General features: G+C 61.0%; 30 protein-coding genes and 2 pseudogenes. 20 read left to right on the forward strand and 12 right to left on the reverse strand.

All coding sequences use genetic code 11. The features are described 5' to 3' along the window. Positions 1–171 precede the first annotated feature (171 nt). Together J4G43_RS47245 and J4G43_RS47250 are read right to left on the reverse strand one after the other, a co-directional pair. Positions 172–918 (reverse strand): hypothetical protein, encoded by a 747-nt coding sequence (locus J4G43_RS47245; RefSeq protein WP_208088947.1) that lies wholly within the window; start codon positions 916–918, stop codon positions 172–174. 3 nt (positions 919–921) lie between these two features. Continuing rightward, positions 922–1,326: a hypothetical protein gene (locus tag J4G43_RS47250; protein ID WP_208088948.1), complete on the reverse strand. Its 405-nt coding sequence runs from the start codon at positions 1,324–1,326 to the stop codon at positions 922–924. 660 nt (positions 1,327–1,986) lie between these two features. Here J4G43_RS47250 and J4G43_RS47255 point away from each other — a divergent pair. Then, entirely contained in the window at positions 1,987–2,466 is a 480-nt protein-coding gene (locus J4G43_RS47255; protein WP_208088949.1) for a helix-turn-helix domain-containing protein, read from the forward strand. A 171-nt stretch (positions 2,467–2,637) separates the two neighbouring features. On the opposite strand, the gene J4G43_RS47260 is transcribed toward J4G43_RS47255, so the two are convergent. Continuing rightward, positions 2,638–3,767 (reverse strand): IS3-like element ISRj2 family transposase gene (locus J4G43_RS47260; RefSeq protein WP_208089584.1). Its coding sequence is split into 2 segments (ribosomal slippage): positions 2,638–3,515 and positions 3,515–3,767, totalling 1,131 coding nucleotides; the frame shifts between segments, so codons are not numbered across the junction. A gap of 520 nt (positions 3,768–4,287) precedes the next feature. After that, positions 4,288–4,752, reverse strand: a complete 465-nt coding sequence (locus J4G43_RS47265) for an RICIN domain-containing protein (RefSeq protein WP_208088950.1) — start codon at positions 4,750–4,752, stop codon at positions 4,288–4,290. A gap of 682 nt (positions 4,753–5,434) precedes the next feature. Here J4G43_RS47265 and J4G43_RS47270 point away from each other — a divergent pair. After that, positions 5,435–5,641 carry a cold-shock protein gene (locus tag J4G43_RS47270; RefSeq protein WP_082756641.1) on the forward strand — a complete coding sequence of 69 codons (207 nt, stop codon included), beginning with the start codon at positions 5,435–5,437 and terminating at the stop codon, positions 5,639–5,641. A 1,068-nt stretch (positions 5,642–6,709) separates the two neighbouring features. On the opposite strand, the gene J4G43_RS47275 is transcribed toward J4G43_RS47270, so the two are convergent. Then, a complete protein-coding gene (locus J4G43_RS47275) occupies positions 6,710–6,919 on the reverse strand; it encodes a hypothetical protein (RefSeq protein ID WP_208088951.1) in 210 nt (69 codons plus the stop codon). Positions 6,920–7,112: 193 nt separating this feature from the next. Here J4G43_RS47275 and J4G43_RS47280 point away from each other — a divergent pair, with 193 nt between their 5' ends. After that, entirely contained in the window at positions 7,113–7,589 is a 477-nt protein-coding gene (locus J4G43_RS47280) for a hypothetical protein (protein WP_208088952.1), read from the forward strand. A gap of 274 nt (positions 7,590–7,863) precedes the next feature. Here J4G43_RS47280 and J4G43_RS47285 read toward each other — a convergent pair whose 3' ends face one another. Beyond that, on the reverse strand, positions 7,864–8,088 hold the full coding sequence (locus J4G43_RS47285) for a hypothetical protein (RefSeq protein ID WP_208088953.1): 225 nt from the start codon (positions 8,086–8,088) through the stop codon (positions 7,864–7,866). A gap of 293 nt (positions 8,089–8,381) precedes the next feature. Here J4G43_RS47285 and J4G43_RS47290 point away from each other — a divergent pair, with 293 nt between their 5' ends. Then, on the forward strand, positions 8,382–9,407 hold the full coding sequence (locus tag J4G43_RS47290; protein WP_166353271.1) for an IS110 family RNA-guided transposase: 1,026 nt from the start codon (positions 8,382–8,384) through the stop codon (positions 9,405–9,407). Between the two features lie 350 nt (positions 9,408–9,757). Here the strand turns inward: J4G43_RS47290 and J4G43_RS47295 are convergent. Both J4G43_RS47295 and J4G43_RS47300 read right to left on the reverse strand, forming a co-directional pair. Beyond that, a pseudogene (locus J4G43_RS47295) lies at positions 9,758–10,854 on the reverse strand (IS3 family transposase); the annotation flags it as partial. Positions 10,855–10,869: 15 nt separating this feature from the next. After that, positions 10,870–11,196: a hypothetical protein gene (locus J4G43_RS47300; RefSeq protein ID WP_208088954.1), complete on the reverse strand. Its 327-nt coding sequence runs from the start codon at positions 11,194–11,196 to the stop codon at positions 10,870–10,872. Positions 11,197–11,752: 556 nt separating this feature from the next. On the opposite strand from J4G43_RS47300, the gene J4G43_RS47305 reads away from it, so the two are divergent. The 12 genes from J4G43_RS47305 (at position 11,753) to J4G43_RS47360 (ending at position 21,097) form a co-directional block, all read left to right on the forward strand. Beyond that, positions 11,753–11,962 (forward strand): DUF2188 domain-containing protein, encoded by a 210-nt coding sequence (locus tag J4G43_RS47305; protein WP_225005845.1) that lies wholly within the window; start codon positions 11,753–11,755, stop codon positions 11,960–11,962. Between the two features lie 334 nt (positions 11,963–12,296). Beyond that, entirely contained in the window at positions 12,297–12,608 is a 312-nt protein-coding gene (locus J4G43_RS47310) for a hypothetical protein (RefSeq protein WP_208089636.1), read from the forward strand. A gap of 309 nt (positions 12,609–12,917) precedes the next feature. Then, positions 12,918–13,532, forward strand: a complete 615-nt coding sequence (locus J4G43_RS47315; RefSeq protein ID WP_208088956.1) for an ATP-dependent DNA ligase — start codon at positions 12,918–12,920, stop codon at positions 13,530–13,532. A gap of 37 nt (positions 13,533–13,569) precedes the next feature. Continuing rightward, on the forward strand, positions 13,570–14,091 hold the full coding sequence (locus J4G43_RS47320; RefSeq protein ID WP_208088957.1) for a hypothetical protein: 522 nt from the start codon (positions 13,570–13,572) through the stop codon (positions 14,089–14,091). After that, positions 14,088–14,318, forward strand: coding sequence for a hypothetical protein (locus J4G43_RS47325; RefSeq protein WP_208088958.1), 231 nt, complete (start codon positions 14,088–14,090; stop codon positions 14,316–14,318). The genes J4G43_RS47320 and J4G43_RS47325 overlap by 4 nt, the downstream gene beginning before the upstream one ends. Before the next feature lie 94 nt (positions 14,319–14,412). After that, positions 14,413–14,925: a hypothetical protein gene (locus J4G43_RS47330; protein WP_208088959.1), complete on the forward strand. Its 513-nt coding sequence runs from the start codon at positions 14,413–14,415 to the stop codon at positions 14,923–14,925. 306 nt (positions 14,926–15,231) lie between these two features. After that, positions 15,232–15,693 (forward strand): DUF3237 domain-containing protein, encoded by a 462-nt coding sequence (locus tag J4G43_RS47335; RefSeq protein WP_208088960.1) that lies wholly within the window; start codon positions 15,232–15,234, stop codon positions 15,691–15,693. Between the two features lie 240 nt (positions 15,694–15,933). Then, positions 15,934–16,743, forward strand: coding sequence for a crotonase/enoyl-CoA hydratase family protein (locus tag J4G43_RS47340; protein ID WP_063980927.1), 810 nt, complete (start codon positions 15,934–15,936; stop codon positions 16,741–16,743). Then, entirely contained in the window at positions 16,740–18,623 is a 1,884-nt protein-coding gene (locus tag J4G43_RS47345) for a feruloyl-CoA synthase (protein WP_208088961.1), read from the forward strand. Before J4G43_RS47340 ends, J4G43_RS47345 begins: the two co-directional genes overlap by 4 nt. 25 nt (positions 18,624–18,648) lie before the next feature. Beyond that, positions 18,649–19,410 carry a 3-hydroxyacyl-CoA dehydrogenase gene (locus J4G43_RS47350; RefSeq protein WP_038933541.1) on the forward strand — a complete coding sequence of 254 codons (762 nt, stop codon included), beginning with the start codon at positions 18,649–18,651 and terminating at the stop codon, positions 19,408–19,410. A gap of 25 nt (positions 19,411–19,435) precedes the next feature. Next, positions 19,436–19,855 (forward strand): acyl-CoA thioesterase, encoded by a 420-nt coding sequence (locus J4G43_RS47355; protein WP_085403547.1) that lies wholly within the window; start codon positions 19,436–19,438, stop codon positions 19,853–19,855. Positions 19,856–19,945: 90 nt separating this feature from the next. Continuing rightward, positions 19,946–21,097 carry an ABC transporter substrate-binding protein gene (locus J4G43_RS47360; protein ID WP_208088962.1) on the forward strand — a complete coding sequence of 384 codons (1,152 nt, stop codon included), beginning with the start codon at positions 19,946–19,948 and terminating at the stop codon, positions 21,095–21,097. A 215-nt stretch (positions 21,098–21,312) separates the two neighbouring features. On the opposite strand, the gene J4G43_RS47365 is transcribed toward J4G43_RS47360, so the two are convergent. Both J4G43_RS47365 and J4G43_RS55785 read right to left on the reverse strand, forming a co-directional pair. Continuing rightward, entirely contained in the window at positions 21,313–22,041 is a 729-nt protein-coding gene (locus J4G43_RS47365) for a glutathione S-transferase family protein (RefSeq protein ID WP_028157342.1), read from the reverse strand. A 68-nt stretch (positions 22,042–22,109) separates the two neighbouring features. Beyond that, a pseudogene (locus J4G43_RS55785) lies at positions 22,110–22,369 on the reverse strand (hypothetical protein). Between the two features lie 113 nt (positions 22,370–22,482). Between J4G43_RS55785 and J4G43_RS47370 the strand changes: the two are divergent. Both J4G43_RS47370 and J4G43_RS47375 read left to right on the forward strand, forming a co-directional pair. Continuing rightward, positions 22,483–23,181 carry a helix-turn-helix transcriptional regulator gene (locus J4G43_RS47370; protein WP_135214676.1) on the forward strand — a complete coding sequence of 233 codons (699 nt, stop codon included), beginning with the start codon at positions 22,483–22,485 and terminating at the stop codon, positions 23,179–23,181. 5 nt (positions 23,182–23,186) lie between these two features. Further along, a complete protein-coding gene (locus tag J4G43_RS47375; RefSeq protein ID WP_063986074.1) occupies positions 23,187–23,510 on the forward strand; it encodes a YkgJ family cysteine cluster protein in 324 nt (107 codons plus the stop codon). Here J4G43_RS47375 and J4G43_RS47380 read toward each other — a convergent pair. Beyond that, complete coding sequence (locus J4G43_RS47380) at positions 23,507–23,920, reverse strand: hypothetical protein (protein ID WP_028148857.1); 414 nt, start codon at positions 23,918–23,920, stop codon at positions 23,507–23,509. The two genes, J4G43_RS47375 and J4G43_RS47380, sit on opposite strands and share 4 nt — an antisense overlap. A 293-nt stretch (positions 23,921–24,213) precedes the next feature. Then, positions 24,214–24,561 carry a DUF3307 domain-containing protein gene (locus J4G43_RS47385; protein ID WP_175618257.1) on the reverse strand — a complete coding sequence of 116 codons (348 nt, stop codon included), beginning with the start codon at positions 24,559–24,561 and terminating at the stop codon, positions 24,214–24,216. A 402-nt stretch (positions 24,562–24,963) separates the two neighbouring features. On the opposite strand from J4G43_RS47385, the gene J4G43_RS47390 reads away from it, so the two are divergent. Continuing rightward, the gene (locus J4G43_RS47390; RefSeq protein ID WP_208088963.1) at positions 24,964–26,409 is read left to right on the forward strand and encodes a TAXI family TRAP transporter solute-binding subunit; all 1,446 of its coding nucleotides are present in this window, start codon (positions 24,964–24,966) and stop codon (positions 26,407–26,409) included. 114 nt (positions 26,410–26,523) lie between these two features. After that, positions 26,524–26,742, forward strand: a complete 219-nt coding sequence (locus J4G43_RS47395) for a hypothetical protein (protein WP_208088964.1) — start codon at positions 26,524–26,526, stop codon at positions 26,740–26,742. Positions 26,743–26,787: the final 45 nt, after the last annotated feature.

Below are 26,787 nucleotides of genomic sequence, written 5' to 3' on the forward strand. Positions count from 1 at the left end.
CTCGCGGCGATGTCTTTTGTCTACGGCGCATTTGTTGCGCTCCTTCCCATGCCAGTTTTGGCTGCGCGCGGCCTTACGGGCTTTGCGCTTGCTTATTGTGATGTCCCAAGTCCGGTTTGTTTCCTGGAATTCTCCTCTCGTAGTTTTGCCTGTCTGTTAGCGATGATCGCCTCAAGCGGCGGGTGCCACCTCATGCAGCCCGATCCGTTGAGCGCGCTTCTTCCTCGCGGGCTGTTTCGCCTTCGCGACCTTCTTCGCCGCCTTCTTCGCGGAAGGCTTCGGCACCGCTGGCTTCAGTCTGACCTCGCCACGGTAGATCTCGATCTGGTCGTGTTGCTTGAGGTAGTGCAGCTTCAGTTTGATCTGCGTGGGCGTCAGGCCAGTGTCGCGCACCAGGGCCGAGATCGTGATCCACCTGTCGAGCGACAGATATTCGACCAGCTTTATGCTGCGCGACGAAGGCTTCACGGCCGGGGCGGCCGGTTGCGGCTTCGGAACGTGAGTTGTGAGCACCTCCCGCATGCCGGTCGCGATCTTGGTGAGGCGCAGCACCAGCTCGGTCAGATCAGCGAGTTCTCCGCGCAGTGCCTTCATCTGGTCCGGGATCGGCACGACCGCATCCGGTTGCGGCAGCTCCAGCGCCTTCGTCAACGGTTTCGGCTTCTCCGGCTTTTCGTTCTGGGCCTTCAGCGTCACGTTGTCGGCGCGCAGCAGCTTGCGGACCTCGGCGCGGGTGTTCATGCGGGCCCGCCAATCGCTGGCCGTCTTGGCGACGAAGACGCGGCGGACTTCCTTTTCCGGCACCACTTGCCAGGCGATCTCGATGTGCCCGCCATTGGTGTCTCGGGTCTGCCCCTTGACGCCATGCAGCTTCAACTCGTTAAGCGCGATCTCGGTCAGTTCATTGCTGTACGCCATTCCCTAAACCTGTCCGTTGCCGTCCGGCTCGATAGTCGCCGACGCTCGACCACCGAGCGCCTTCGCGATTTCCGTGAATAAGTGAGTGCGGCCCGCAGAGACGCCGCTGGCGATCTCGCGCCATTGGCCTGCCGAGTCGAACGGCGGCGCGAAGACGGCGAGAGCTTCTTTGGAATTGAAGCGGACGAGCGCTGCGATGCCCTTCTCGGCGCGGCGCATCAGCCAACGGCGCAGGGCGGGATCGCGATGAGCGTCGCGGTAATTGGGATCGACCCATATCTGGACGACCTGGATGTTCTGGGCTTCGCCGGTCACAGCATCACGAATCGTGACGAAGTCCGGCATCAAATCGAGCACGTAGTGCGATCTATCAGGTCGCGAAAGATCGTCGGCATCGTCGTTGACCAACCACCGGCAATTCCAAAGGCCACACTCAGGCGGCATCTTCACCGTGCGATATACGGCGCAGCCCTTGTGGAATTTCTGAAAGCGACAACGTTCGCCTGCTGCCTTCTGTAAAGGCGGCACAGGCAAAAGCTTGCAGCACAACGAGCAGTCACCGCAGCGTCTCATCGGTGGCCGTATCCATCTTGCACATTTTAACCGCGCGGCTTTTGCCGCTGCTGTTTCACATCGTGTTTCGATGTTGTGCCGAATTAGTATGAGGATTGTGGCGAAATAAATTTAGCCGCGAATGTTTCGAGGAAATTTTGGTAACGCGCGCACTGCTGAAGTTGAAATGCGGGTTGAGTAAATTTCAGCTGCCGCCCGAGTTGACTCTAGCCAACTCGAACGACAACCTTTAGGGCATATGGACCGGCGAGGAAGACTTGCACATGCCCGATTGGGAAATCGGGTCCACCTTGCCGACACTAGCTCGCCCTTCGTCATCCGAAGGGCGGGCTTTTTTCATCGGCAAGCGAGCGCGGTCAAGATGGCCAATTTGGCCACCCGACGAAAGTAGGCGCGCGTATAAAAATCTCGTAAGTGCCGCGTTACTGGATCGTAACTTGCGCGCCGAGGCCGTCGCGCTAAATGCTCGGTGCAACACCAGGAAAACGCGGCACAATGCACAGCGGCATCGAATTCGGCCTGTGGCACCACCAGGCCGCTATTGTCTACAACATGGTGCTCACGATCTGCGCGGCTCTGCACGCCGAGTGGGGGCGCGGAAAGCACCCCGCTGCGGTAGCCGACAGAATACTCTTGATGATGGCGATCAGGGTCAACGACGGCGCGGGCCTTCCGCCGATCTCGATCAGCGCCATTGCGAAGCGGCTCGGCATGTCGCGGACAAGCGTGCGCCGCGCGATCAATGAGATCATCGAGCACAAAAGCGCGGTCTGCAAATGCGGTGAAGGCTACATCGGCGATCCGAACTATGTGGCGATGCGCCCCGACGCTGAGGACTACCTTCCGGAAATCCAGGAAGCAATCATCACGGCTGCCACCCAGCTCACGACATTGCGGGAGCGGGCGAAGCGCGGCGACGAGAAGCGGAAACCCAAGTCGGTGCGGAAGCCCAAACCGCCCAAAAAACCCTCATAAGCTGAGTTGCGTTCTAACCTATGTTAGAGCTGGCCCCGGTTGTTTGGACAGCGCCCCGCTGGATTTAAGTGGATTCCTGCCGGGTTATGCTGAACGCGGGGCTTTACGATTTTGTCGTTGCGTCGGGAGGGCGTAGCCCGACCAGAGCGACGACAAAATCGTCGGCGACGGTCATGCGGCCATCACCATAGCTTGCGTGCCGAAGTAAGCCTCGTCGGGCGTGCGCCCGTCAAGGCTCGAGTGAGGGCGTCCCTGATTGTAGAAGGCCAGATACTTGGCAATTGTCGCTCGCGCCTCGGACACGCTGTCGTAGGCGCGGAGATAAACTTCTTCGTATTTGACCGTGCGCCAGAGCCGCTCGACAAACACGTTGTCGCGCCAGGCGCCCTTGCCGTCCATGCTGATGGCGATCTTCGCGTCCAGCAGCACATCGGTGAACTCGAGGCTGGTGAACTGGCTGCCCTGGTCCGTGTTGAAAATCTCGGGCCTGCCGTGCTTCGCCAACGCCTCCTGGACCGCTTCGACGCAGAAGGCCGCCTCCATTGTGATCGAGACGCGATGGGCCAGGACCCGTCGGCTGAACACATCGACGACCGCCGCGAGATAGACGAAGCCACGCCGCATCGGAATGTAGGTGATGTCCATTGCCCACGCATGGTCGGGCCGCTCGATCTTCAATCCGCGCAACAGGTACGGGTAGATCTTGTGCCCCGGAGCCGGCTTGCTCGTGTTCGGGCGACGATAGACCGCCTCGATCCCCATGCGCTTCATCAGCGTCGCGATGTGGCGGCGACCGGCGTATACGCCCTCCCGCCGCAGCAACGATCGCAGCATACGCGTTCCCGCGAAGGGATAATCGAGATGCAGCTCATCGAGCCGACGCATCAAGGCAAGGTCCTCGGCCGAAACTGGCCGAGGTTCATAGTAGACCGTGCTGCGAGCCAGCTTCAGGACCTTCGCCTGGCGCACGATAGAAAGATCATGACCGCGGTCGATCATCGCTTTGCGCTCAGCAGGCCCGCCTTGGTGAGCGCGCCGGACAAAAAATCGTTTTCCAACGCCAGCTCGCCGATCTTCGCATGTAACGCCTTCAAATCGACCGGCGTCTCGGCCGATGTCTTGTCATGCCCAAACACGCCGGCGGCGCCTTCCAGGAGCTGGTTTTTCCAGATCGTGATCTGGTTCGGATGAACATCAAACAGTTGCGCCAGCTCCGCCAGTGTCTTGTCGCCTTTGACCGCAGCCAAAGCAACCTTCGCCTTGAATGCCGGAGAATGCGTCCGGCGGCTCTTCTTCGTCATCTTCGCTCCTGATTCGCAGCAAGAATCCTCGCCGCTGTCAGGCAGAAAATCCACTCAAGCTACTGTCCGAATTTGCGGGGCCAGCTCTGTTAGTGCGAGCCAGTTCGCTGGTCCGTTGGATGACGAAACCAGGATCGGTCAATGGAACATTCACGGAAAGAGGAGTTCGGACAAGAGCTGCGGGCGTTGCGTCACCGATGGATCAGCGGACGAAGAGCGACGACTCGGCCAGCAGGCCGCGAAGTTCTCCGATCAAGAAGTCAACGGCTTCTAAAGCTGTGACCGCCCGACACCGGACGTTATAAGCAAGGGGCCATGATCACCGAAATCCTCGCACAAATCCGCGCGCACGGCCGGTGTCGTGCTGTTCGAGGACGTGGTCGTCGAGGCAGCTCCCATCGTTCGCTACATGCAACGATGGTCGCGAGACAAGGTGCGCGCAGAATGTAAATTGGGGTGCGGTGGGGCTAACGCGCGGACCGTCCTGGACGGGGCGCGCATCAGGCCCCCACTGAGCTGACTACTTTGCAACCTTCAGGTCTTCATCCGGGGCAACAACCCTAAGGCTCATCAGAGGCACAAAATTCCACTGTTCAGCTACTGATCCGTTGAATTGGTATAACCAAGCGGGATTTCCGTCTTTCGCGACCCGGTTTTTGTTGTCAATGCACAAGTTATTGTCTGCGCCGCTGAGAATGAAGCCGGGGCTCTTGAGCAGTTCCCATTGCTGCTTCGGGTCGGCAGGGTTGTAGACTGCGAGCGACAGTAGGGTTTCCGGAGCGATGCGATCGCCTTGCGGTGCGATTGCGAGCTTACCAGCGCTGGAGTTCAACGTTATGGCTCCTGTGTCATAGCTGAGGTCCCACAGTGTGAAGCGATTTTGCGTACCCTTTGCGCGGAGCACTACCGCAGCGCCGGCCATTTGATCGGACGCGCCAAGTACGTAGTTTGTATCCGCTTTGTACTCGATTAGGTAGATACCCATTTTGACCTCCACGATTTCGATGCACAACTCACAGTTCTTGCACAGCAAGCGTCGTGCCACATAAGTTGGGGCCAAACGGCCAGAGTTTCCTTTGGTTGCACCTTGTGGCGCGCACACCGATCTGCGCCTGCCATGTTGCGAGCATTTTCGTACTAAAGCGGACGACTCCACCCTGCATTCCTAAAACAGGCGTTGGCGCACGGCTGGCAAGCTTGGGTGCTCGGCAGCAATAACTTGTGTGGTACCGCCTTCCAGCTACGACGGAGCAAGGCACGTTTGCGGATATAACAGCTGCTGAGGACGCACTGGAGGCCAGCCGACACTGATGAACACGACAACAGCGACGTCACGTTCTGCGCGAGGTCTGAAAGACAATCCGGCGACATGCGAACTATCGGGTCGAGCACCTTTCAATTGCTGCACACGGCGCTCGCATCGCATTAAGGCGCTCCAGAACCTACCGACTCCGCCGTGTGCTGCCTCCGAGTAACACCATCGATCGAGCCAGCCTGAGAATGTTGGCAATCGGGCGCAATTGTCAGCTTTGCCTCCATTGCCGTCGATTCGAAGCCCACCATCTCTGTAGGATGAGCATTTTCGATCCGGCACGCCGGTTGCTCTGTTCTCGGCTCCATCACCCACCAGCGCATGGACTGAGCGCGGCGGCAAAGGAAGTGATCGTATGGCAACAGGTACTGTGAAGTGGTTTAATGGTCAAAAGGGGTACGGATTTATCGCTCCAGATGACGGTGAAAACGACATTTTTGTTCACATTAGCGCCGTAGAACGGGCTGGTCTCTCGGGTTTGGCAGAAGGCCAAAAGATTTCATATGAAGTCAAAGTCGACCCCAAGCGTGGCAAGAGCAGCGCAGAAAACCTGCGGGCCTGATCACGTCCGCTGTTAATAGATCTCCGCCAAAAATTGCTAAGACGAACAGGCTGCGTTCTTTCAGAGATGACGCAGCGAATTAGGAGTTTGGCACGTCTTTGGACTGGCCATATTCGCCGTCTTTTGCGCCTATATCCGTATTGGGCTTTCGGTCGTAAGTGCAGTAAAGCCACGGCAGCACGGTTTGCAGGTTCGTAGTCCGCGCGTTCGGGAGGAGTTCTGAGCAATTCGGGTTTGATAAGGCGGAGCGTAACCGTGGACACGAAGACTCAGGGGATCAGGGGCCATTCCTTATCGACCAACGTGTCTTCCGTCGGCGTCAAGCTTTGCAAGCGTCTTACGAGCGCGCGCGGATGTTTCGTGTAGGAGACCTCGCAAAAATTATGGGATTGCAATTTTCTTGATGACAGCAATGGCGTCGCGCGGCTTGAGTGGAAAACAACTGTTGCAAACGTCTAGGTTGTATGCAATCATAGGTCTGCGCCTCAGAAACCTAAGTAAGAACGCATCAGCGCCGATCAATGGGCCATCGCGCTAACACCCGATGGCGGGGGCGGTGCGCCCATGTCCAAGGGACACCCGAAGGCACATTGGCCGTTCACGATTGCGGTTTCTGAGCCTCGGCAGCTCGGTCCGCTACCGGCATCAGAGCTAGAGCAAGATCCATGAACCATCGGCGAATCTCGCGCCGCGCCTTGGCGATCGCTCGCGTCTGCAGCCTCGAAGTGTTGCACGATAACGAATCATCTCAGCAGAGGGCCGACCGGTTGCTAACGCCGTACAAGCGGCGCAACCGTTGTCCGTCACCAAATGATCTGAGGTTGATTAGGCGACTCTAGGGTCTGGCTCCTCAGCGGCTAGAGTTTAAGCGGCCTGCACTCGATGCTGCGAGCGACGACTTGCGTCTCATCGGCGCCATCCCGCTCGAGGCTTCCACGCTGGCGAATCTAGACGCCTGGGCGGAGTCACATGAGGTTTCTCGCTCGGAAGCTATCCGTGAACTGGTCGAGATCGGGCTGCGGGCAAAGAAGGGCTGATTACGTCAAGGCGCCGTCGGAGTCGTTTTGGCTAATCATCGTTCACCGCATCCAGAGCAGCGATGAAGCGCTGTGCTTCCTTCTCATATTTTCGCCAGGCGCTTTCAGTGGCCTCTCTGAGCACGTGTGCACTGCCTTCCCGCACAGTCTCCATTCGTCCGGTCGGCTCCTGCCTCTCCGGGTCCTTACCGTCTGCCTTGCACATTGCCCGCGCGACACGTTCGACCCGATAGTCGCTCATGGTCACCACCTACGTACGAAAATCGCGGCTACTATCGCCAATAGTGTCGAGTCACACACCCTACCTAAGTCAGCAGCTAGCCCCGGCAGAGAAGCTGGTTAGGGTACCGTCATCAAGCGCGAGTTCTCCGGAGGTGTATGATGATGGTCCGCAGTGTACTTGTTGCGACCTGAGTTTGGGTGTGAGGACAGCGATGAAAGTTGATTTTACCGGAGTGGTTACGAGCTTTGACGGCATACCGCCCGGGGACTTCTTCATGTCCGATCTGCGGTCTGGTGGAGCATTTGGGCTTTGTGTCGCGATCGCCGATAACAAGAAGGCGGCGCTTTCTCTGCCGTCCGCGAACTCGAAAGACCGTGCTTGGATCCAAGTCGGCGGCTTGACGCATCAAACATTCATCCACTTTCCTGATGCCGTTCTGCGGCTAAAGCTGTCGAGCTTCACGGCCGTGGTCACTGGCGCAGGGCTAATCTGCGTGGGCACTCAGCGATTCATTCGGGGCTATGAGCAACAAGGCTTCCAGTACAGCACGTTCAATGTTGAGAGCGGCGCGATGGATCAAATAGCTGAACACGAAGGTGTGCAGTTCTCTCAATGGTCCGCTGGGATCATCATCGATGGCAAGTTCGAGGAGCTTTATTCCTTCCCATCTATCAGAAGCGGGCCGTAGGCCGCCCTCGCGCTCGCCCTCCGGTTGCGGGAGCGCCCAGAATGCATTCGACCTACTGGGTTGTGCAATCCAGCGGCTAAGCTACGGAGCCCTTACGCCCACGCCCGCTCCTCTGCGGTTGCGCTGCGGGGCGCCAGCTTATGCTGCCTTCGATGCGGCCGCGCGCGGGGCGAAAGCCGCCGCCCTTACGAACTGACACGCTAAGGCTTCATCAGGTTTGCCGGTTGTCCCGGTGCCGCATTAATGCGGCAATGCGCGCTCGTCGGTCGGGCAACTAGACGCGCCGCTTTGAGTTGGACAAATGCGGAGTGCTCGAAAGCACAGATTGAAAATAATCTTCATCCAGAAAACGGAGGAGTTTTTTGAGCTCGGCTTTTTTTTCGGGCAGTACTAGGGCGACTTTCTCGCCGTTAGCCTGCGTTTCGAGGTTGATCCCGAAGACAAGTGCAGAGGCCTTTGCTGCCTCGAAATCAATTCTATCCAGGATGCCGTTCTGCATAACAAGCGCGACCTTTCCCCTTATCCAATGGTCTGACATCTCGACGAACGCGGCGAGGTTTTCAACTTTTAGCGCTTCGTTAGCTGCAAAGTCATTCAGATCCTCTGAAATGGACCCGCGGAGCGGGACCGGTTGAACCGGTTTGTTAGTTGGAAACGGATCGCTCCTGATCCCTTTCTATCACGCAGCCAGAGACTCTGTCTGCTGGAGTTGCTGTGATGGGGTGGACGCCCCTCGACGGCATCGATGTGCCAAAGTGAAGGGTGTTGAACCGTCAGAAAGAGGAAGCGTCCGTGAACGAAGTTAGCACGATTGGACTAGACTTGGCGAAACATGTTTTTCAGGCACATGGCGCAGACGCTGGCGGCGTTGTTGTTTTCCGCAAACAGCTGCGTCGTGATAATGTGCTGGCTTTCTTTGCTCAGCAGCCTGCGTGCCTGGTAGCGATGGAAGCCTGCGCCAGCGCCCATCACTGGGCTCGTGAGATTGGCAAGCTGGGTCACGCAGTGCGTCTGATTCCACCGTCCTATGTAAAGCCCTTTGTGAAACGCCAGAAAAACGATATGGCCGATGCAGAAGCGATTTGCGAAGCAGCCCAACGCCCCACCATGCGCTTTGCCGCCGTGAAGAGTGAGGACCAGCAGGCGAGCGCGGTCGTGTTTCGCGCTCGCGATCTTTTGGTCCGGCAACGTACTCAGATCATAAACGCGTTGCGAGGTCACCTCGCCGAATACGGCCTGGTCGTTGCAAAGGGGGCGTCCAATGTCGCCGCGCTGGTTGAGCACGCGCAAGCTTCCGGGAGCAGCGTGCCAACGGCGGCGCAACCGGCGCTCGATATCCTAGTCAAGATGCTGGCGGTGCTGGAAGAGCAAATCAAGCAACTCGATATTGAGATCGCGCGACGAGCCCGAGAAGAGGAAGTTGCTCGACGGCTTATGACAGTTCCTGGCATCGGCCCAATCACTGCGACAGCTCTGATGGCGCTAGCGCCTGAGCCCGAAAACTTCAAACGTGGCCGGGATTTCGCCGCGTGGTTGGGGTTGACGCCGCTGCAACGTTCCACTGGTGGAAGACAGAAGCTCGGCCAAATATCGAAAATGGGTGAGCGAACGCTGCGGCGTCTCCTCATCATCGGGGCGAGTGCGGTGGTGAAGCTGGCTCGCCGACGCGGTCAATCGCAAGGGGCATGGCTGGAGCGCATGCTCGCTCGTAAGCCGCCCATGCTTGTCGCCGTCGCTCTCGCCAACAAGATGGCTCGCACCGTGTGGGCTTTGATGGTCAACGGTGGGGTCTACAAAGCTCCGGTCGCAGCGGCTTAATCGCTTAGTCCGCCCGACCAGAGGTCGTCGAGGAGGTAGGAAGGTCAAACGGAAGGTACGGCGCAACAGTCGATGAGACGGGGTCGGGAAAACCAGTACATGCCCAAGTGCTTCCAAGTACGCCGCTGTGATTTGGACCTGATCCGCGAACTCCCATACGGGCCCGCGACATATGACGGTCGCAATCAAGGCCGGACAGATGTCAGCACCCGACTACGCGCAACACCTAATCGAAAGATTCTTCTTGCATCCACCGGGGCGTCCACAGATGGGCATGTGGTCAACGCGTCAGCGTTGTCCACCATGTCCACAGCCTGCGCGGCCTGCATCCGTTCGCGCCAGACCGCCATCGGCGTGCGATAGCCGAGGGACTGATGAAGGCGACGATCGTTGTAGAAGGCGATCCAGCTAGCGATCCCTGCCTTGGCCTCGCGGCCGTCGGCATAGCCCTTGAGATAGATGTCCTCATGCTTGAGCGACCGCCACAGCCGCTCGATGAAGACATTGTCCATCCAACGACCGCGGCCATCCATGGAGATCTTGATCCCTGCGCCCACCAACGCGCCGGTGAAGGCCACGCTGGTGAACTGGCTGCCCTGGTCGGTGTTGAAAATCTCCGGCGTGCCGTAGGTCGCCAGCGCCTCTTCCAGAGCCGCCACGCAGAACGAGACGTCCATCGTATTCGACAACCGCCACGCCAGAACCGCACGGCTCGCCCAGTCGATGATGGCGACGAGATAGAGAAAGCCGCGGCCGATGGGCAGATACGTGATGTCGGCCGCCCACACCTGGTTCGGCCGGTCGATCGTCATGTTGCGCAGCAGATAGGGATAGATCTTGTGGCCCGGCGCCGGCTTTGTCGTGTTCGGCTTCGGTCCCAGCGCCGCGATGCCCATCTTGCGCATCAACCGCTGCACGCGCTTGCGATTGACCTGAAGCCCCTCAGCCTTCAGCATCGCGGTCATTCGCCGCGAGCCCAGGAATGGCCAGGCGGTGAACAGCTCGTCGATCCGCTGCATCAGGGCAAGGTCGTTGTCGTTGGCCGGCTGTGGCGGCCGGTAGACCCCAGAACGGGCGATGCCAAGCAACATGCATTGCCGGCGGATCGACAGCGCCTGGTCGGCGCGATCGAGCATTCTTCGACGGTCCGGCGTGCTCATCTTCCGGACCTCCGCGCTAAAAAATCGCGCTCGACTGTCAGTTGTCCAATCTTGGCGTGCAGCTTCTCGATCTCGCGTTCGCGCGTTTCCTCGCTCTCGCGCCCGACACCCGCGTCAAAAGCCCGGGCCGCCTGGTCCAGCAGCTGCTTCTTCCAGGCATAGATCTGGTTCGGGTGAACCTCATAGCGCTGGGCCAGATCGGCCACCGTCGCCTGCTCCCGCACCGCTTCCAGCGCGATCTTTGCCTTCAACGCCGCGTCGATCTTCCGTCGTGTCTTCTTCGTCATCATGCCCTCCGTCTATCAAACGGAGCGGCCCTTTTCCAACTTAGCCTCTGGTCCCAAAACCGGGGTCCATTTCACCTCGTCGGTTGCCTCCCTGAAATATTGGGTAAGATCAAAAGTTTGGCGCGCGGAGTGAAAGCTGAAAAATGAAAGCCTGTTGTCTTCCAAGATTGCGGAGAGACTAGCGCCGATCGTTAGGCCTACGCCTTCGACCTTTCTAAAGACGTCAGCTGAATGAAAAATCGCGAACCCCTTATTGGAAAGGATTCTCCTTTTATCAAAATTTTGGACTAGCGCGATCCTTCTCCCCTCATGGGTTTTTCCCATGAAAAGGGCCTTTATCATCTCAAACTCATCTGCATCGGGTGCGATCTGAGGGACACCTACCCAAAGAGCTTGACCTCAAATCTCCACGGCGATTCCGTCCGTATCGAATTGGCTGATCGCGGAAGGCACCATTCGTACCCATCGATCGAATTTACCCATTTTCACGGTATCTCACATCGAAGATACCGCGAGCTGTTCGAGCGTGGCCGCCGGAAAGATGAGCATGGCAATTTCTTGGAATGGACCAACCCGCGCGTAGAAGAGGAAAAGAGAATGCCCCGCCCCATTATCGACCTGAAGTTTCCATTCTACCTTCAGCTGGAAACGACGATCATAAAGGCCTGCTCGGCCTACTTTGAAGAGGCGACTTTGAATAGAATACGAGAACTGCCTCTCTAGAGAGCATGCGCACGGCCATCATGCGCCGGCGCTTCTCCTGGATGTCTCCACGGCGGAACCCACCAACTCCGGTAGTTGAGGCGACCGCGTCAGGTTGTAAAGATCGCCCGCTTCAACTCCGGCCACAGGAGCGAGGCGGGAGGAACCCTTTATGGTTCGTGTTCGATACTTCGTCATGCTCCATAAAGGCGAATGGAAGGTCGCGTTCAATGGCGAGCAGTTCGGTCCGTACGCGACTCGGGAAGAAGCAATGCGCACCGCTGTCGACGCAGCCCACAAGATGGGGAAAGCAGGACACGACGCGCATGTTCTAGTTCAAGGCCGGGACCAAAAATTCAGAACCGAGTGGACATCTGGCCACGACCCATACCCACCGGCCGGCTAATCGCGGACCACACGAGATCGGCGCCGACCAATCCTGGTAGGTTGCCTTTGAAGTCCTTCTTAACGATCCTCCTTGGGGCACCCTTGGGAATTGCAGCCTCTCGGGGCGGCAAGGTGGTCAGTCTCGCCTAATCCAAAGGCGACGGCTGGCCACCGCCGTTTGCGGCGCGTGGTAGGGACAGCGCTTCCCGAGGCGTGAGCGCCGAGTCATCGCCGCTGACTTCGCCTGGCAGCGCGGGCGCAGTAGGGACAGCGTCGGGTTCTCACTCGCCACGGCGCAGAGTTACGTCCGCGCTGCCGCCAGGTCCGCGTGTGGGCCACAGAGCGGAGCAACCATGATGCCCAGATTTATTGCCTCGTACGATCTGAAAGAGACCAGACCAGACCCGCACGAACACTTTCTTATAAATGCGATCGAGTGCGGCTGGTCTCCCTGGATTGCGGATGACGACACTCTATTTACTCTTCCGAACACCACCTTGCAGGGTTCGTTTGTCGATCAGACGCAAGCGGTCGCAGCGCTCAACGCAGCAAGGGCGGAGACGGAAAAAGAGCTTGGGATCACGGTCATAATGGAAAAATGGATCGTCGCCCAATCCGTGATCAATCCAGCCTTTGACTCCAACGAGAAAGAGAAGACTGGCTAGCAGCTAGGCGCGGCATCTCGCTCTCGATACTCGATCTCGCCGATTGAAGCCGCTACGTTCCAGCGCTCAGGAATAAAGGAAGCGGCCAAGGCGCGGCAGTTGGTCTCCGCGGTCATAGCAACAGTCGAGCCCGATCACCACAGTAGTCATCAAGCACGAGGTATGTGTCCTGCTCGGACCCAGGCACAATCGACGGGGAGATACGCATAACGAGAGGCTCCACGATGGGCTGCGGGACCAATCCAACCCGCCGCTCGGGCCGCCGTCAAGGACTCCACAATCCGCCGCCGCGTCCTATATATCAGGCCAATGCCCAGCACATTCGAGCCTGCCCTGCCGGTCAAGGCGGCCGAGGTTCCTTCTGGCCCCGACTCGCTCCATGAAATCAAACACGACGGCTACCGGATGATGTTGATCCGGGAGGCCAAGGTCGTGCGCCTCCGGAGCAAGACCGGGCTCGATTGGACGCAGCGTTTTCCCTGGATCGTCGAGAGCGCGCTGAAGCTGCGCCAGGATCGGTTCGTGATCGATGGCGAGGCGGTGGTCCTGGGCGTGGACGGGATATCCGACTTCGATGCCCTGCAGTCCGGCAAATACAATAACGAGGTTCAGCTCTACGCCTTCGATATGCTCGCGGGCGAAGGAGACGACTATCGCAAGCTGCCGCTGTTCCTCCGCAAGCAGAACCTGGCGCGCCTCCTGGTTCGCCGCCCCGAGGCTATCCAAGCCGCGCCGTTCGAGCAGGGCGAGATCGGGCCCGACCTGTTCCGCGCCGCTTGCAGGATGGGCCTCGAGGGCCTGGTGTCGAAGCATCGCGAGCGCGCCTATCGCGCGGGCCGGTGCGATCATTGGGTGAAGGTAAAAAACCGCGATCATCCGGGGTACGGCCGCGTCAAAGACGTTGCGCGAGCGAAGCGCCGATGACTGTGGTATTTCTTCATCGTCAATGATGGAAATTGCAATGGCCCTTCCAAGCCGCGCTCAGACCTTCGCGTTCGAAACCTGCCGGGATTTACTGGATAAACTTGAGAGGGAAATCGACCGATATCAAAAGGTCGACGGCCGCGACGAGGATGAGCCGGAAGCTCTCTTAGAGCTGGTGGATCAGCTAAGGGACAGCGCATTCAACGCAGCCGTGACGGCTTGGCAATTGTGCGATTGGGTGTTCAACGACATGACGCCCGAGCAGCGTCAGAAGTTGAAGATCAGCAGCCTTGGTGATCTGCAGACATACGCGAGGGACAATTGTCGGGCGCTTTACCTTTGTCGGCACGCCGCGACGGCGTCCAAGCACTGGGAAGTCGGCCATAAACCTGATCCCGACGTTCAGGTCGAGGTTTGGCACGACGAAACGGGCTGGACCATCCACTTCGTTGACGGGGCGGCCAGTCAGGCCGCCTACGTTGTTTTCGAGTCCGCGCGCGCGTTTTGGAATGAATTTATTCGCGGCCATGGCATAGGCAAAGGACAAGACGAGCTATGACAGAATTTCTGAAGCAAAAAATCGAACAGACGCAGCGCGACATTCAAACCATCCGAGAGAGTCTGGCCGCCTCTCGCGAGGAAATGGCGAGCAACCCGAGCAGAGCGCGCGAGATCGTTAAGGAGAATGTGGACGCCATCAGAGAGGGATGGCGTCTGAAGGACGAGTTGAAGCTGCTGCAAGAGGAGCTGGAGCGCCACCAAGCAGCAGGCCCCGGTCCCTCTTAGTTCCGGTTTCCACAGCGACGTTATCTTGAGCGCTGGCCGGGTAGACCATGGCGCTTGTATGCTCCCAGGAGTTGCGAGGGCTGGGAGAGCAGGGATGGGGCATATTGAGGCAACTGGCTGGATCGCGATCTATGCTGCCGTGGTGTCGACGTGCGCGTTTGCGCTCAACTTCAGAACGTGGATCGAGAACAGGCCCCTGGTACACTTGAGCCTTATGGTCGACGGCATGATCGTGAGCCCAGGAAGCGGCGTCGAGGAAAAGGACCTAACGATCCTAACCGTGACCAATCGCGGTCGCGCGCCGACGATGATCACGAACATGGTCATCTTCGAAATGAACTCGTGGTGGCAGCGGCTAAGGATCAGGCCCGAGAAGAGCTTCGTCGTCGCCAACCCTCAAATGGCCGGTTATCCGCCGAACGTTCCGGGCGATTTGGAGCCCAACAAGAAATGGACGGGGTTCGCACGCCCTCGGCGCGACCTGCTGCCGGACTGGCCTCACCATCGATATTGGGTCGGCGTCTATGTTAGCCATCGCGACCGCCCGTACTTGATCAGGCTGCCCAAGACCAAGCCCGGACCACCCGAGAACTCCAAAAGCGTTTGAGGATTGGCGCGGCGGGGTTTTGGGGCGCGCGGCAAAAAAATACTTGAAAAGGCTTGAAATCCGCTATTCCCGACACCTGACGGACACTCGCGGGGTTAGCTATTGAGAGTGTTGTGTTTTTCGCGGAAATAGGCTTCCCCTTGTGGGAGAGGGTGGCTCGCCGCGGAGCGGCGAGACGGGTCAGGGTATCTCTCCGCCCGCACACTGGCGTTTGCGGTGACAACCCCTCATCCGGCGCTTCGCGCCACCTTCTCCCACAAGGGGAGAAGGAGCACTGCGCTTAGCGCAATAGATTGGAGAGAAGCGATGACCACACCGGCGCTCGAGACCAAATACGTCTTCACCGTCACCGCAAAAATCGGCGACGTCATCACGGCCGGCGAGACCGGCATCGGCGTTCGCCGCATCATCCCGATTATCGGCGGCGAGGTGACGGGCGCGATCACCGGCAAGGTGCTGCCGTTCGGCGCCGACTTCCAGACCATCCGTCCCAACGAGCTGATCGATCTCGAAGCGAAATACGCCTTCGAGACGGATGACGGCGCTATCGTCTACGTCGAGAACAAGGGCATGCGGTTCGGCCCGGTCGAGCTGCTGCAAAAGCTGAAGCGCGGCGAGCCGGTCGATCCGAAGCTGATTTACTTTCGCACGGTCCCGAAATTCGAGACGGGGCACGAAAAATATCGCTGGCTGATGCAGCACATCTTTGTCGGCTCAGCCGCGCGGCATGCGGATCGCGTGGTGATCGACGTGCATCAGGTGGTGTGACCACACGCTCCGCCGTCGTCCCTGCGCACGCAGGGACCCATACCGCGTGATCTACCAATGACGGCGAGTCTTCGCCAAACAACTCCCTGGGGTTATGGGTCCCTGCCTGCGCAGGGACGACACCGGGTTTGGGGTAGGGATCTTACCCACCTGACTTGCTACATCCTCAGGGACCGTACCGTCCCTCCTTGACTCCCCCAGAATTCGTTATACAACATAACTATTCTGACAAGGACGCAAATGACACAGGGAAACGCCGAGACCGCTGACGCGGGCGCCTCCGGGCTTTTGAGGATCGAGCGGGCGGACCGGGTTCTGACCGTGGGCCTGAACCGGCCGGCCAAGCGCAATGCGCTCAATGACGGCATTATCCTCGAAATCGGCGAGTGCTTTGCCTCCCTGCCCGAGGATATCGGCGCGGTCGTCATCCACGGCATCGGCGATCATTTCTCCTCCGGCCTCGACCTCTCCGAGCTTCAGGACCACGACGCGACCGGCGGCCTCCTGCATTCCCAGATGTGGCACCGGGTGTTCGACCGCATCCAGTACAGCCGCGTGCCCGTGATCGCTGCGCTCCGGGGCGCGGTGATCGGCGGCGGGCTGGAGCTGGCCTGCGCCGCCCATATCCGCGTCGCCGAGCCCTCGACCTATTTCGCCCTGCCGGAAGGGCAGCGCGGCATCTTCGTCGGCGGCGGCGGCTCGGTGCGGCTGCCGCGGCTGATCGGCGTTGCCAGGATGATGGACATGATGCTGACCGGCCGCGTCTACAGCGCGACCGAAGGCGCCTCCTACGGCTTTACGCAATACGTGACGGAGGCCGGCAACGGGCTCGGCAAGGCGCTGGAGCTTGCGACCAAGGTCGCCTCCAACGCGCCGCTGACGAACTTCGCCGTGCTCCAGGCGCTGCCGATGATCGCGGAGGCCAATCCGCAGGCCGGCCTGCTGATGGAATCGCTGATGGCAACCGTTGCGCAGAGCGACAAAGAGGCAAAACGCAGGATCCGCGAATTCCTCGAACACAAGACCGCAAAGGTGAAGCCGAAGTCATGAGCGGACAGCCGTCCTCTTCCAGCATGGAGCGCGGCGCGAGCACTTCCCCGCTGCGGCCCATTTCGTTCGGCGATCCCGTCGTCAACATCGAGCGGCGCGACGACGGCACGATTTACCTGCGGCCAAAGCAGCCGCTCGGCGACTATCCGGTCCGCCTCACCGACCGCTTGCATCATTGGGCGACGACGACGCCGGACCGCGTCTTCATGGCCGAGCGCGAAGGCGGCCGCGGCTGGCGCAAGATCACTTACGCCGAGCTGCTCGCCGCCAGCCGGCACATTGCCTCCGGCCTGATTGCGCGCGGCCTGTCGGCGGAGCGGCCGGTCGTCATCCTCTCAGGCAATTCGATCGACCACGCGCTCCTCGCGTTCGGCGCGTTCTATGCCGGAATTCCGTTCTGCCCGGTGTCGCCGGCCTATTCGCTGGTGTCGAAGGATTACGGCAAGCTCTCTTACCTGATGAAGCTGCTGACGCCCGGCCTCGTCTTTGCCGAGGACGCCGGCAAGTTCGCGGATGCGCTCGCCGCCAATGTCACGCTCGGCACCGAGATCGCCGCGTCCTGGGGCAGCGTGCCGGGCCGCGACGTCACCCTGCTCGCCGACCTCATGGCGACGCCGCTCCACGGCGATCTCGACGCGATACACGACAAAATCGGCCCCGACACGATCGCAAAGTTCTTGCTGACGTCGGGCTCGACCGGCAATCCCAAGGCCGTCATCAACACCCAGCGCATGATCTGCGCCAACCAGGTGATGCTGCGCGAGACGCTCGCCTTCCTCAAGGACGAGCCCCCGGTCATCATCGACTGGCTGCCCTGGAATCATACCTTTGGCGGCAACCACAATATCGGGCTGACGCTCTACAATGGCGGCTCGATGTATCTCGACGCCGGCAAGCCGGTGCCGGGCGGCATCGAGGAGACCGTGCGCAATCTCCAGGAGATTTCGCCGACGGTCTATTTCAACGTGCCCAAGGGCTATGAATCGCTGCTGCCGTATTTGCGCGACGACCAGGGCCTGCGCGCAAAGTTCTTCGACCGGCTGCACGCGATGTTCTTCTCCGGCGCCGCGCTGTCGCCGTTCGTCTGGAACAGCCTCGACGAGCTCGCGGTGAAGGAGAAGGGTTACCGCGTGCCGATGCTGACCGGCCTTGGCGCCACCGAGACCGCGCCGTTCTTCATGTCGGTCAATCCGCGCACCAGCCGCTCCGGCCATGTCGGGCTGCCTGTGTCGGGCAATGACGCCAAGCTGGTGCCGAACAACGGCAAGATGGAAGTGCGTGCCAAGGGGCCGAACGTGATGCCCGGCTATTGGCGCCAGCCCGACATCACCGCAAAATCCTTCGACGAGGAAGGATTCTACAAGATGGGCGACGCGCTCAAGCCCGTCGATCCCGACGATATCAACGCCGGCTTCGATTTCGACGGCCGCGTCAGCGAAGACTTCAAGCTCGGCAGCGGCACCTGGGTCAGTGTCGGCCCGCTGCGTGCGCGCTTCGTCGCGGCCTGCGCGCCGCTGGTGCGCGACGTCGTCATCGCCGGCATCAACCGCGACGAAATCTCCGCGCTGGTGCTGCTCGATCTCGACGGCTGCCGGCTGATCAATCCGACGCTGCCGGCCGACGATCTCACCGTCACCGCCCGCGACCGGCTGGTGCGCGAGGCCTTCCGCGAGCGCCTGACGCGCTTTCTGGCTTCGGCCACCGGTTCCTCGACGCGGATCACGCGCGCGATCCTGCTGGATACGCCGCTTTCGATCGACAAGGGTGAAGTCACCGACAAGGGCTCGATCAACCAGCGCGCGGTGCTGGAACATCGCGACGCGCTGATCGAGGAGCTCTACGCTGCCAATCCATCGGACCGTGTGATATCGGTCGGCTAAGAAACCATCGCCAAAGGAGAACGCCATGTTGTTGAAGGATCAGGCAGTCATCGTTACCGGCGGTGCATCGGGACTGGGCGCTGCGACCGCGCGAAAGCTGGCGGCGCAGGGCGCCAAGGTCGCGGTGTTCGACCTCAATGCCAAGCTTGCGGAGACCGTCGCCGCCGAGCTCAAGGGCGTTGCCGTGACCTGCGACGTCTCCGATGCCGCCTCGGCTGAGGCTGCGATCACGCAGGCGACCAAGGCGCATGGACCCGCGCGCGTGCTGGTGAACTGCGCCGGCATCGGCGTCGCCAAGCGCGTGGTCGGCCGCGACGGGCCGATGGCGCTTGCCGATTTCGACAAAGTGATCAAGGTCAACCTCATCGGCACCTTCAACATGCTGCGCCTCGCCGCGACCGAGATGTCCAAGCTCGAGCCGCAGGCGACCGGCGAGCGCGGCGTCATCATCAATACGGCGTCCGTTGCCGCCTATGACGGCCAGATCGGCCAGTCGGCCTATTCGGCCTCCAAGGGCGGCATCGTCGGCATGACGCTGCCGATCGCGCGCGAGCTCGCGCAGTTCGGCGTCCGCGTGCTGACCATCGCGCCCGGCCTGTTCCTGACGCCGCTGCTGGCCAACCTGCCGCAGGAAGCCCAGGACTCGCTCGCCGCCGCGATCCCGTTCCCGCGCCGGCTCGGCCACGCCGACGAGTTCGCCGCGCTCGCGCTGCACATGGTCGAGAACTCGTACCTGAACGGCGAAGTGGTGCGCCTCGACGGCTCGCTGCGCATGGCGCCAAAGTAGGGCGCAACGAAAGCAGGGCCATCGCATGTTCGTGAACCGGCGCGACGTCCAGATCCAGTGGGGCGACTGCGACCCCGCCAACATCGTCTATTACCCGCGCTATTTCGCGATGTTCGACGATTCGACATCGACCCTGTTCGAGGTCGCCGGATTCTCAAAGCAGGATTTGGTCCGCAAATACGGCCTGGTGGGCATCCCCATGGTCGACACGCGGTCCAAGTTCTACATCCCCTCGACCTATGGCGACTGGATTACCATCGAAACGAAGATCGAGAGCATCAAGCGCTCGAGCTTCGAGGTGAAGCACAACGTCTACAAGGGCGAGGCGCTGGCGATCGAGGGTTTTGAGACCCGCGTCCTGGTCCGCCGCGATCCCGTTAACCCCGACAAGCTGAAATCGGCACCGTTTCCGGCGGAAATGGTAGCCAAATTCACGGGGAGCTAGGTCTGGAGCTAAATCGCCGCATCACCAAAAGAGGGGGCTGAATTACCCCCCGATTTCTGCTTTCAAAGAAACACGTCAAGGGAAGAATAGATGAAACGCTTTTACCTGACCGCCGCCATCACTGCTGCGACGCTTGCCCTGCCGGCTCTGCCCGCGCTGGCCCAGACCAGCGAAATCACCATCGGCATCACCACCACCACGACCGGCCCGGGCGCGGCGCTCGGCATTCCCGAGCGCAACGCGCTGGAATTCGTGCCGAAGGAGATCGGTGGCGTGCCGCTGAAGGTGATCGTGCTCGACGACGGCGGCGATCCCACCACGGCGACCACCAACGCCCGCCGCTTCGTGACCGAATCCAAGGCCGACATCATCATGGGCTCGGCGCTGACGCCGCCGACCATCGCGGTCTCCAACGTCGCCAACGAGGCCGGCATTCCGCATTTCGGCCTGGCGCCGTTCCCGATCACGCCTGAGCGCATGAAGTGGTCGGTGGCGATGCCGCAGCCGATCCCGATCGTGGGCAAGGTGCTGTACGACCACATGAAGTCGAAGGGCGTGAAGACCGTCGGCTATATCGGCTATTCCGACTCCTATGGCGACCTCTGGTTCAACGACCTGAAGGCCCAGGCCGTGCCGATGGGCATCACCATCGCCGATGAGGAGCGCTTCGCCCGCCCTGATACGTCAGTGACCGGACAGGTGCTGAAGCTCGTCGCCGCCAACCCCGACGCGATCCTGGTCGGCGCTTCCGGTACCGCGGCCGCGCTGCCGCAGACCGAGCTGCGCGAGCGCGGCTATCAGGGCCTGATCTACCAGACTCATGGCGCCGCCAGCATGGACTTCATCCGCATCGCCGGCAAAGCAGCGGAAGGCGTGCTGATGGCCTCCGGTCCCGTCATGGACCCCGAGGACCAGCCCGACGAAGCCGCCACCAAGAAGCCGGGCCTCGCGCTCAACACCGCCTATGAGGCCAAGTACGGCCCGAACAGCCGCAGCCAGTTCGCCGGTCATTCCTATGATGCGTTCGAGATCCTCAAGCGCATCATTCCGACGGCGCTGAAGACGGCCAAGCCGGGCACGCCGGAATTCCGCGAAGCGATCCGTCAGGCGCTGCTGTCGGAGAAGGAGCTGGCAGCGAGCCAGGGCGTCTACAATTTCACCGAAAAGGACCGCTACGGCCTCGACGAGCGCTCGCGCATCCTGCTCACGGTGAAGAACGGCAAGTACACGCTCGTGAGGTAAGGCGCGGCGAAAGTTCTGAGACGACGAGAGCCGGCCTGATGGCCGGCTCTTTTGTTTTTCTTCTGGGGCGAATTGCCTACCGAGGTCGTCATGCCCGGGCTTGTCCCGGGCATCCACGTTCTTTGCACCGTACCGCAAGGCGTGGATGGCCGGGACAAGCCCGGCCATGACGGTGTGGAGAGTTCAGCGCCTCGAGAACTACGGTCTTGTGAGCGCTAAGCCGCCTGCCGCAGCGGGGTCCAGGCGAACTCCGGATAATAATCGTCCATCATGCGATCGACATAGGCGGTGAGGTTCGCAAATCCCTCGGCGCGCTGACGCAGGCCGGATTCGAAGAAGGGCGTCAGGATTCCGGCGAGCGCGCCGAAGGCGGTGGCATCGACGCCGCAGGGCTTGTTGCCCATCAGGTAGGCCTTGTCGCCGAGCTGGACCGAGAGCGCGAACAGCGAACGCACCGCGAGATCGACGTCGTCATCGGGCGCGTGGCGGCCGAGGCCCGAAAGCAGATAGTTCTCGGCGACACGGAATTGCGCATCCTCGCGCAACTTTTCGCGATTGTGCTCCGGCGCGCCGTCGAAGAAATGCGCGGGCCCCTTGGCGAAGTTGACCGGATCGACCCAGCGCGCCCCGACCAGCGCCCAGTAGACGTGATGCTCGATCATGCGCTCGAACGCCCAGGCCTGCGCCCGCTCGGCCAGCGACAGCCCGGCGTCGAAATCGAAACCATAGCGGCGCTCGATGTGGGCGCGAATGAAGGTGGAATCGGCCACCGCCTCGCCGCCATCGTCGATGAACGGCAGCTGCCCCTTGGGCGAGGCAGGCGGCATCGCCCGCTCCTTCCGGTAGGGCAGTCCCGCCATCTTGAGCTGCACCTCGGTCTTGGTGACGAAGGGGCTGATTTCCGGCAGGCCGAAGCCGGCGCCAAAGCCATAAAGCGTGATCATGCGAACTCTCTCCTGGACCTGCGAAATTTGGGCTTGCGAAATTTGGACTTGCGAAACTTTGAGGGAACCTAGTGACCGGCTGCTGCCACCATGGTGGCAGCAGCCGTGATATCTTCTGCGAAACGGGCCCCCCGCCAGGCGCGGGCCATGACATGGCGGGCCAGCGCGTCCGCAGCCTGGTCAGCAAGCGTGCCATCACGCTTGCGAGAGCAAATCGGAGGTCGACGGCCATGAGATCGAGCGAAACGAGGCGGCCGAGCGCCCAGGCGGACCAGACCTGTGCCCGCAACATCGGAATCGCCGGGCCAAAATGGGTTGGAATGATCATGGACAAATCCTCTTCAGTCGATGTGTTGTCCCGGTATAGACACCCCCTGCTGCCAACATCCTGTCAGCAGCAGCGCGCCATTTTCTGATCCGTCCCCCGATAAGAGAATTGCCATGAGACGCGCCGACCGGCTGTTTCAGATCATCCAGGTGCTGAGGCGCACACGTAAGCCGCTGACCGCGGACGCGATCGCGGCCGAGCTCGAGACCTCGAAGCGCACCATCTATCGCGACATCGCAACCTTGATCGGCCAGCGCGTGCCGATCCGCGGCGAAGCCGGCATGGGCTACATCCTGGAGAAGGGTTTCGACCTGCCGCCCTTGATGCTGACACCCGACGAGATCGAGGCGGCGGTGCTGGGCGCGCAATGGGTCGCGGGCCATGCCGATTCCGCACTGGCACGCGCGGCCGAAGATTTGATGGCCAAGATCGCCGACACCGTGCCTGAGCGCTTGCGTCCCTTCGTGCTGGAGCCGGCAAGCCGCGCGCGGCCGAGCTGGAACAGGGAGCCGGACCGCCTCGACATGGCGCGCACGCGCACCCAGATCCACGAAGGCAAGAAGATCATGCTGCGCTATCGCGACGAGCAGGGCCGCCCCAGCGAGCGCATGATCTGGCCGATCTCGGTCGGCTATCTCGAAGCCGTGCGCCTGCTTGCGGCCTGGTGCGAGCTGCGCGGCGACTTCCGCAGCTTCCGCACCGACCGCGTCGTGGATGCGAACTATCTCGACGATAAATATCCGGAGCGGCGCGACGTGCTGCGCGCAAGATGGCGGCAGAGCCTAGTCTGGGGCCCGCCAAAGGACACGTGAGCGCGATGGAAGAGAATTCCCCCGTCGATCTGTCGAGCTGGTGCCAGAGCTGCGGCGCCTGCTGTGGCTATTCGGAGAACTGGCCGCGCTTCTCGATCGAGAGCGACGAGGAGCTTGCCGCAATCCCCGAGACGCTCGTCAACGCGCGCCAATCCGGCATGCGCTGCGAGGGCGATCGCTGTTCGGCCTTGCGGGGGGAGATCGGAAAGCAGACGGCCTGCGGCATTTACGAGGTCCGGCCGGAGGTGTGCCGCACCTGCATGCCGGGAGACGCCGAATGCGCGATGGCGCGGCGGAAATTCGGACTGCCGGTAATCGAGGTCGCTTAGGCTGGAACGGCTACAGCTGGAACGGCCTCGCTGACCTCGTCGTCGAACCCGTCCTCAAGCGGTGCAAGCACCGAGAGCGGCTTGGTCGACAGCGTGATCGGCTTGCGGCCCCCCGACAGCGACGGCGACGATTTGACCGTGCTTTCGCGCGACAGCGCGTAGAGCGTCGAGCCGACGCGGCCGCCATTGTCGATCAGGTCACGCTCGTTGCAGCTGGCTGCGATCGCGACCGCAAGCGAGTGCAGATGGCTGCGGCGATAGCAGAACAGCGCCAGCCTGGCGCGCGCGTCAGGGGAGACACTCTCAACCAGCCTCGGCAGGCCACTCTCGCTGGCGCGATACATCTCGCCAAGGAGCTCGTCGCGGACCGGGCAGAAATCGCTTTCATATGCGTCGCGGCTTGAAAACATTGCGGTTCTCCTCGTTGCCGAAGATGCAGCGCAATTCTCTAATGAAAGGTTAACCACGCCGCCCGGTAGTCACCCGGGGTCCTTGCGCCCTGGTCGCGAATCGGAGGCGCCCTGGTGGGTTGAAAACGGGGTTGGCGACCGCCTGCGGCCATCCTTCGAGACGCCCGCCATTGGCGGGCTCCTCAGGATGAGGTCTGTTTCTGCTGAAAGATCCTAACCCCTCATGGTGAGGAGGCGCGAAGCGCCGTCTCGAACTATGCAGGCTCGGCAGCCACTCCGGCGAGCCGCCGGCCTCAGTTCGCCGCCATGAAGATGGAAAGGCCAAAGCCGGTCAAATGATGCAGGGCCTGGTCGACGCCGATCAGGGTCCAGAACCAGGGATGCTGGAGGTCGACACCGAAATTGGCGGAGACAAACCCCTTGGCGCGGTCGATGGTGATGTGGATCGCGAAGTCGATGAACGCGACGAACCAGAATCGCGGCGCCACTATCAGGATCAGCGGCAGCGCAACCGCGAGGTGAATCAGGCAATGCACCAGAAGCGGCAAAGCCCAGCCGTGCTTCTGGTCCTTGCCGTGCGCCATCCAGGCGGTCTGGAGCACGAAATCGGCGATGATGTGCTTGAAGGTGAGCAGCAACATCCAGCCAATGAGCGCTTCGACCGGAACCGCCGATGACATGGGTGGAAACGACAAGCTGACGCCCTCATTGACGTGACAAGAAAGATCGGAGCGTTAGCGCAACTTCTTTTTGGACCGGTCAAATCGCCGGGACGTGTGATTTATGACATCTCCCGCGACGGAATGCAGCCGGGGGGAACTGGAAAATCGCCAACTGTGGCTAACTGGTGATAGGATGACCAATCGCCGCGGCCAGATCGAGTAAGGTTACCTCCGGCTCGAATTTTGCATTCCGGCATCGGCGCGCTATCATTGTCGGCAGAGAATATCGTTCTTTTTTCAGACGTTTAGGAATTGCAGGGCGCCCGCCGCGATCGCATCCGCGAGCCGTCCGCCACTCAGGAATAGGGCCGGAGTGCTGCCATGAGTACTGAAGGCCCAACCTCGTCACCGACCGAACCGCCGCCGCGGCGCCCCAAGGTGATCAAGACCAATCAGCAGCAGGTCTTTCTCTACGTCGTGCTGACCCTGCTGCTGTCGCTCGCCACCGTCTGGGGCGGCCGCGCCATGCTGCACAATTCGGAGACGCTGACCTTTGCCGTCGGCACCCCCAACAGCGACGAGGCGCTGTTCGCCGCCAAGCTCGCCACTTTGCTGAAGAACAACGCCTCGCGCTTTCGGATCAAGATCGTCAACAACGCAGACAATGCCAAGGCGCTCGCACAGTTCGACCGCAAGCAGGCCGACCTCGCCGTCCTTCGCACCGACGCCAAGGTGCCGCTGCGGGCGCGCACGCTCGCGATCCTCGAGCACGATCTGGTGCTGCTGCTCGGTCCCGGCGGCAAGAAGATCAAGTCGCTCGCCGAGTTGAAGAAGAAGAAGGTTGCCGTCGTCGCCGAGAACGAATCCTCGCTTGCCTTCGTCCGTAGCATCCTCGACATCCCCGATGGCCCGGACGCCGCCAGGATCCAGATGGCGCCGCAGGGTGCAACGCTCGACAAGCTGTTTGCACCGGCGAGCGGCTTTGGCGCGGTGATCGCCATCGTCCATGCCTCCAGGGCAGTGCGGGATAAGGCCTATGAGCAGGTCGCCAAGCGCGGCGGCTTCACGCTGAACGCGATCGACGAGGCCAAGGCGCTCGCGCGCAAGATTCCCGGCATTTCCAGCGAAACGCTGACTGCGGGCACGCTGTCTGCGTCGCCGGAAATTCCCGACGACGACCTCGACACGATCGGGCTCGAATGGCTGCTGGTCGCGCAATCAAGGATGTCGGCGAGCACGGCGGGCGAGCTCGCGCGCGTCGTCTATGAGAACAAATCCGCGCTCGGGCTCGACAACGGCTTCGCCAGCCGAATCGAGCCGGCCTCCGTCGAGAAGGATGCCTACGTGATGGCGCATCAGGGGGCGGCCGACTACATCAACGACGACACCAAGTCGTTCATGGATAAGTACAGCGACCTGATGTATCTGGGCGCCGCCGCGCTCAGCGTGATCGGCTCGATCTTCGCCGCGATCTACGCCAAGATTACCCGCATCGCGCCGGAGAAGGCTGGCGAGCTTTCCACCGCCGTCCTCGACGTCGGCGAACGCATCGAGCACGCCCATTCGCTGGACCAGCTCGAATGTCTCCAGGACGAGCTGGAGGGCATTCTGCGCGGCGCGGTCATAGGTCTCAGGGACGGCACGATCAGTACCGACGGGCTCGACACCTTCAAGCTCGGCTACGAGTTCGTCCGCGACGAGATCGGCATGCGCCGCGACTATCTCAAACGCCACTGCGGCGAGGCCGACAAGGTCGCCCAGGATACGGCCCCTCCCCAGCAGGACGAGAGCAAGATCGTCGTGGTGAAGACAGCTCAGAGTGCCTGACCTATCGATTTGACGGGTCTCGCAGCGGCGCCTTGCCGCGAATCCTCCGGCCGAATCCGGGAACCGCCCCCCATCCACAACCGTTTGCTCCCGGATACAACCGGAGCACGCGCCATGCGTACACTCCTCGTCATCATCCTTCTGGGCATGCAGGTGGCGGCTGGATATTTCGCCTGTTCCGCAATGACGATCGAGGGCGAGCCGATCCCGACGGAAGGCTATGTGGCGTTGGCGCTGGGAGCGGGTTTCGCCATCGTCGTCGGCATCGGCCTGATGATGCTGCTTTTTTTCAGCAGCCGCCGCGGCTACGACGAGCCGCCACATTTCAGGTAGCGCCCCGGATCCCCACGGCACCGGGCTTGCCGCATGCCTGTCGGA

It is taken from the genome of Bradyrhizobium barranii subsp. barranii, assembly GCF_017565645.3.
Taxonomy (GTDB): Bacteria; Pseudomonadota; Alphaproteobacteria; order Rhizobiales; family Xanthobacteraceae; genus Bradyrhizobium; species Bradyrhizobium barranii.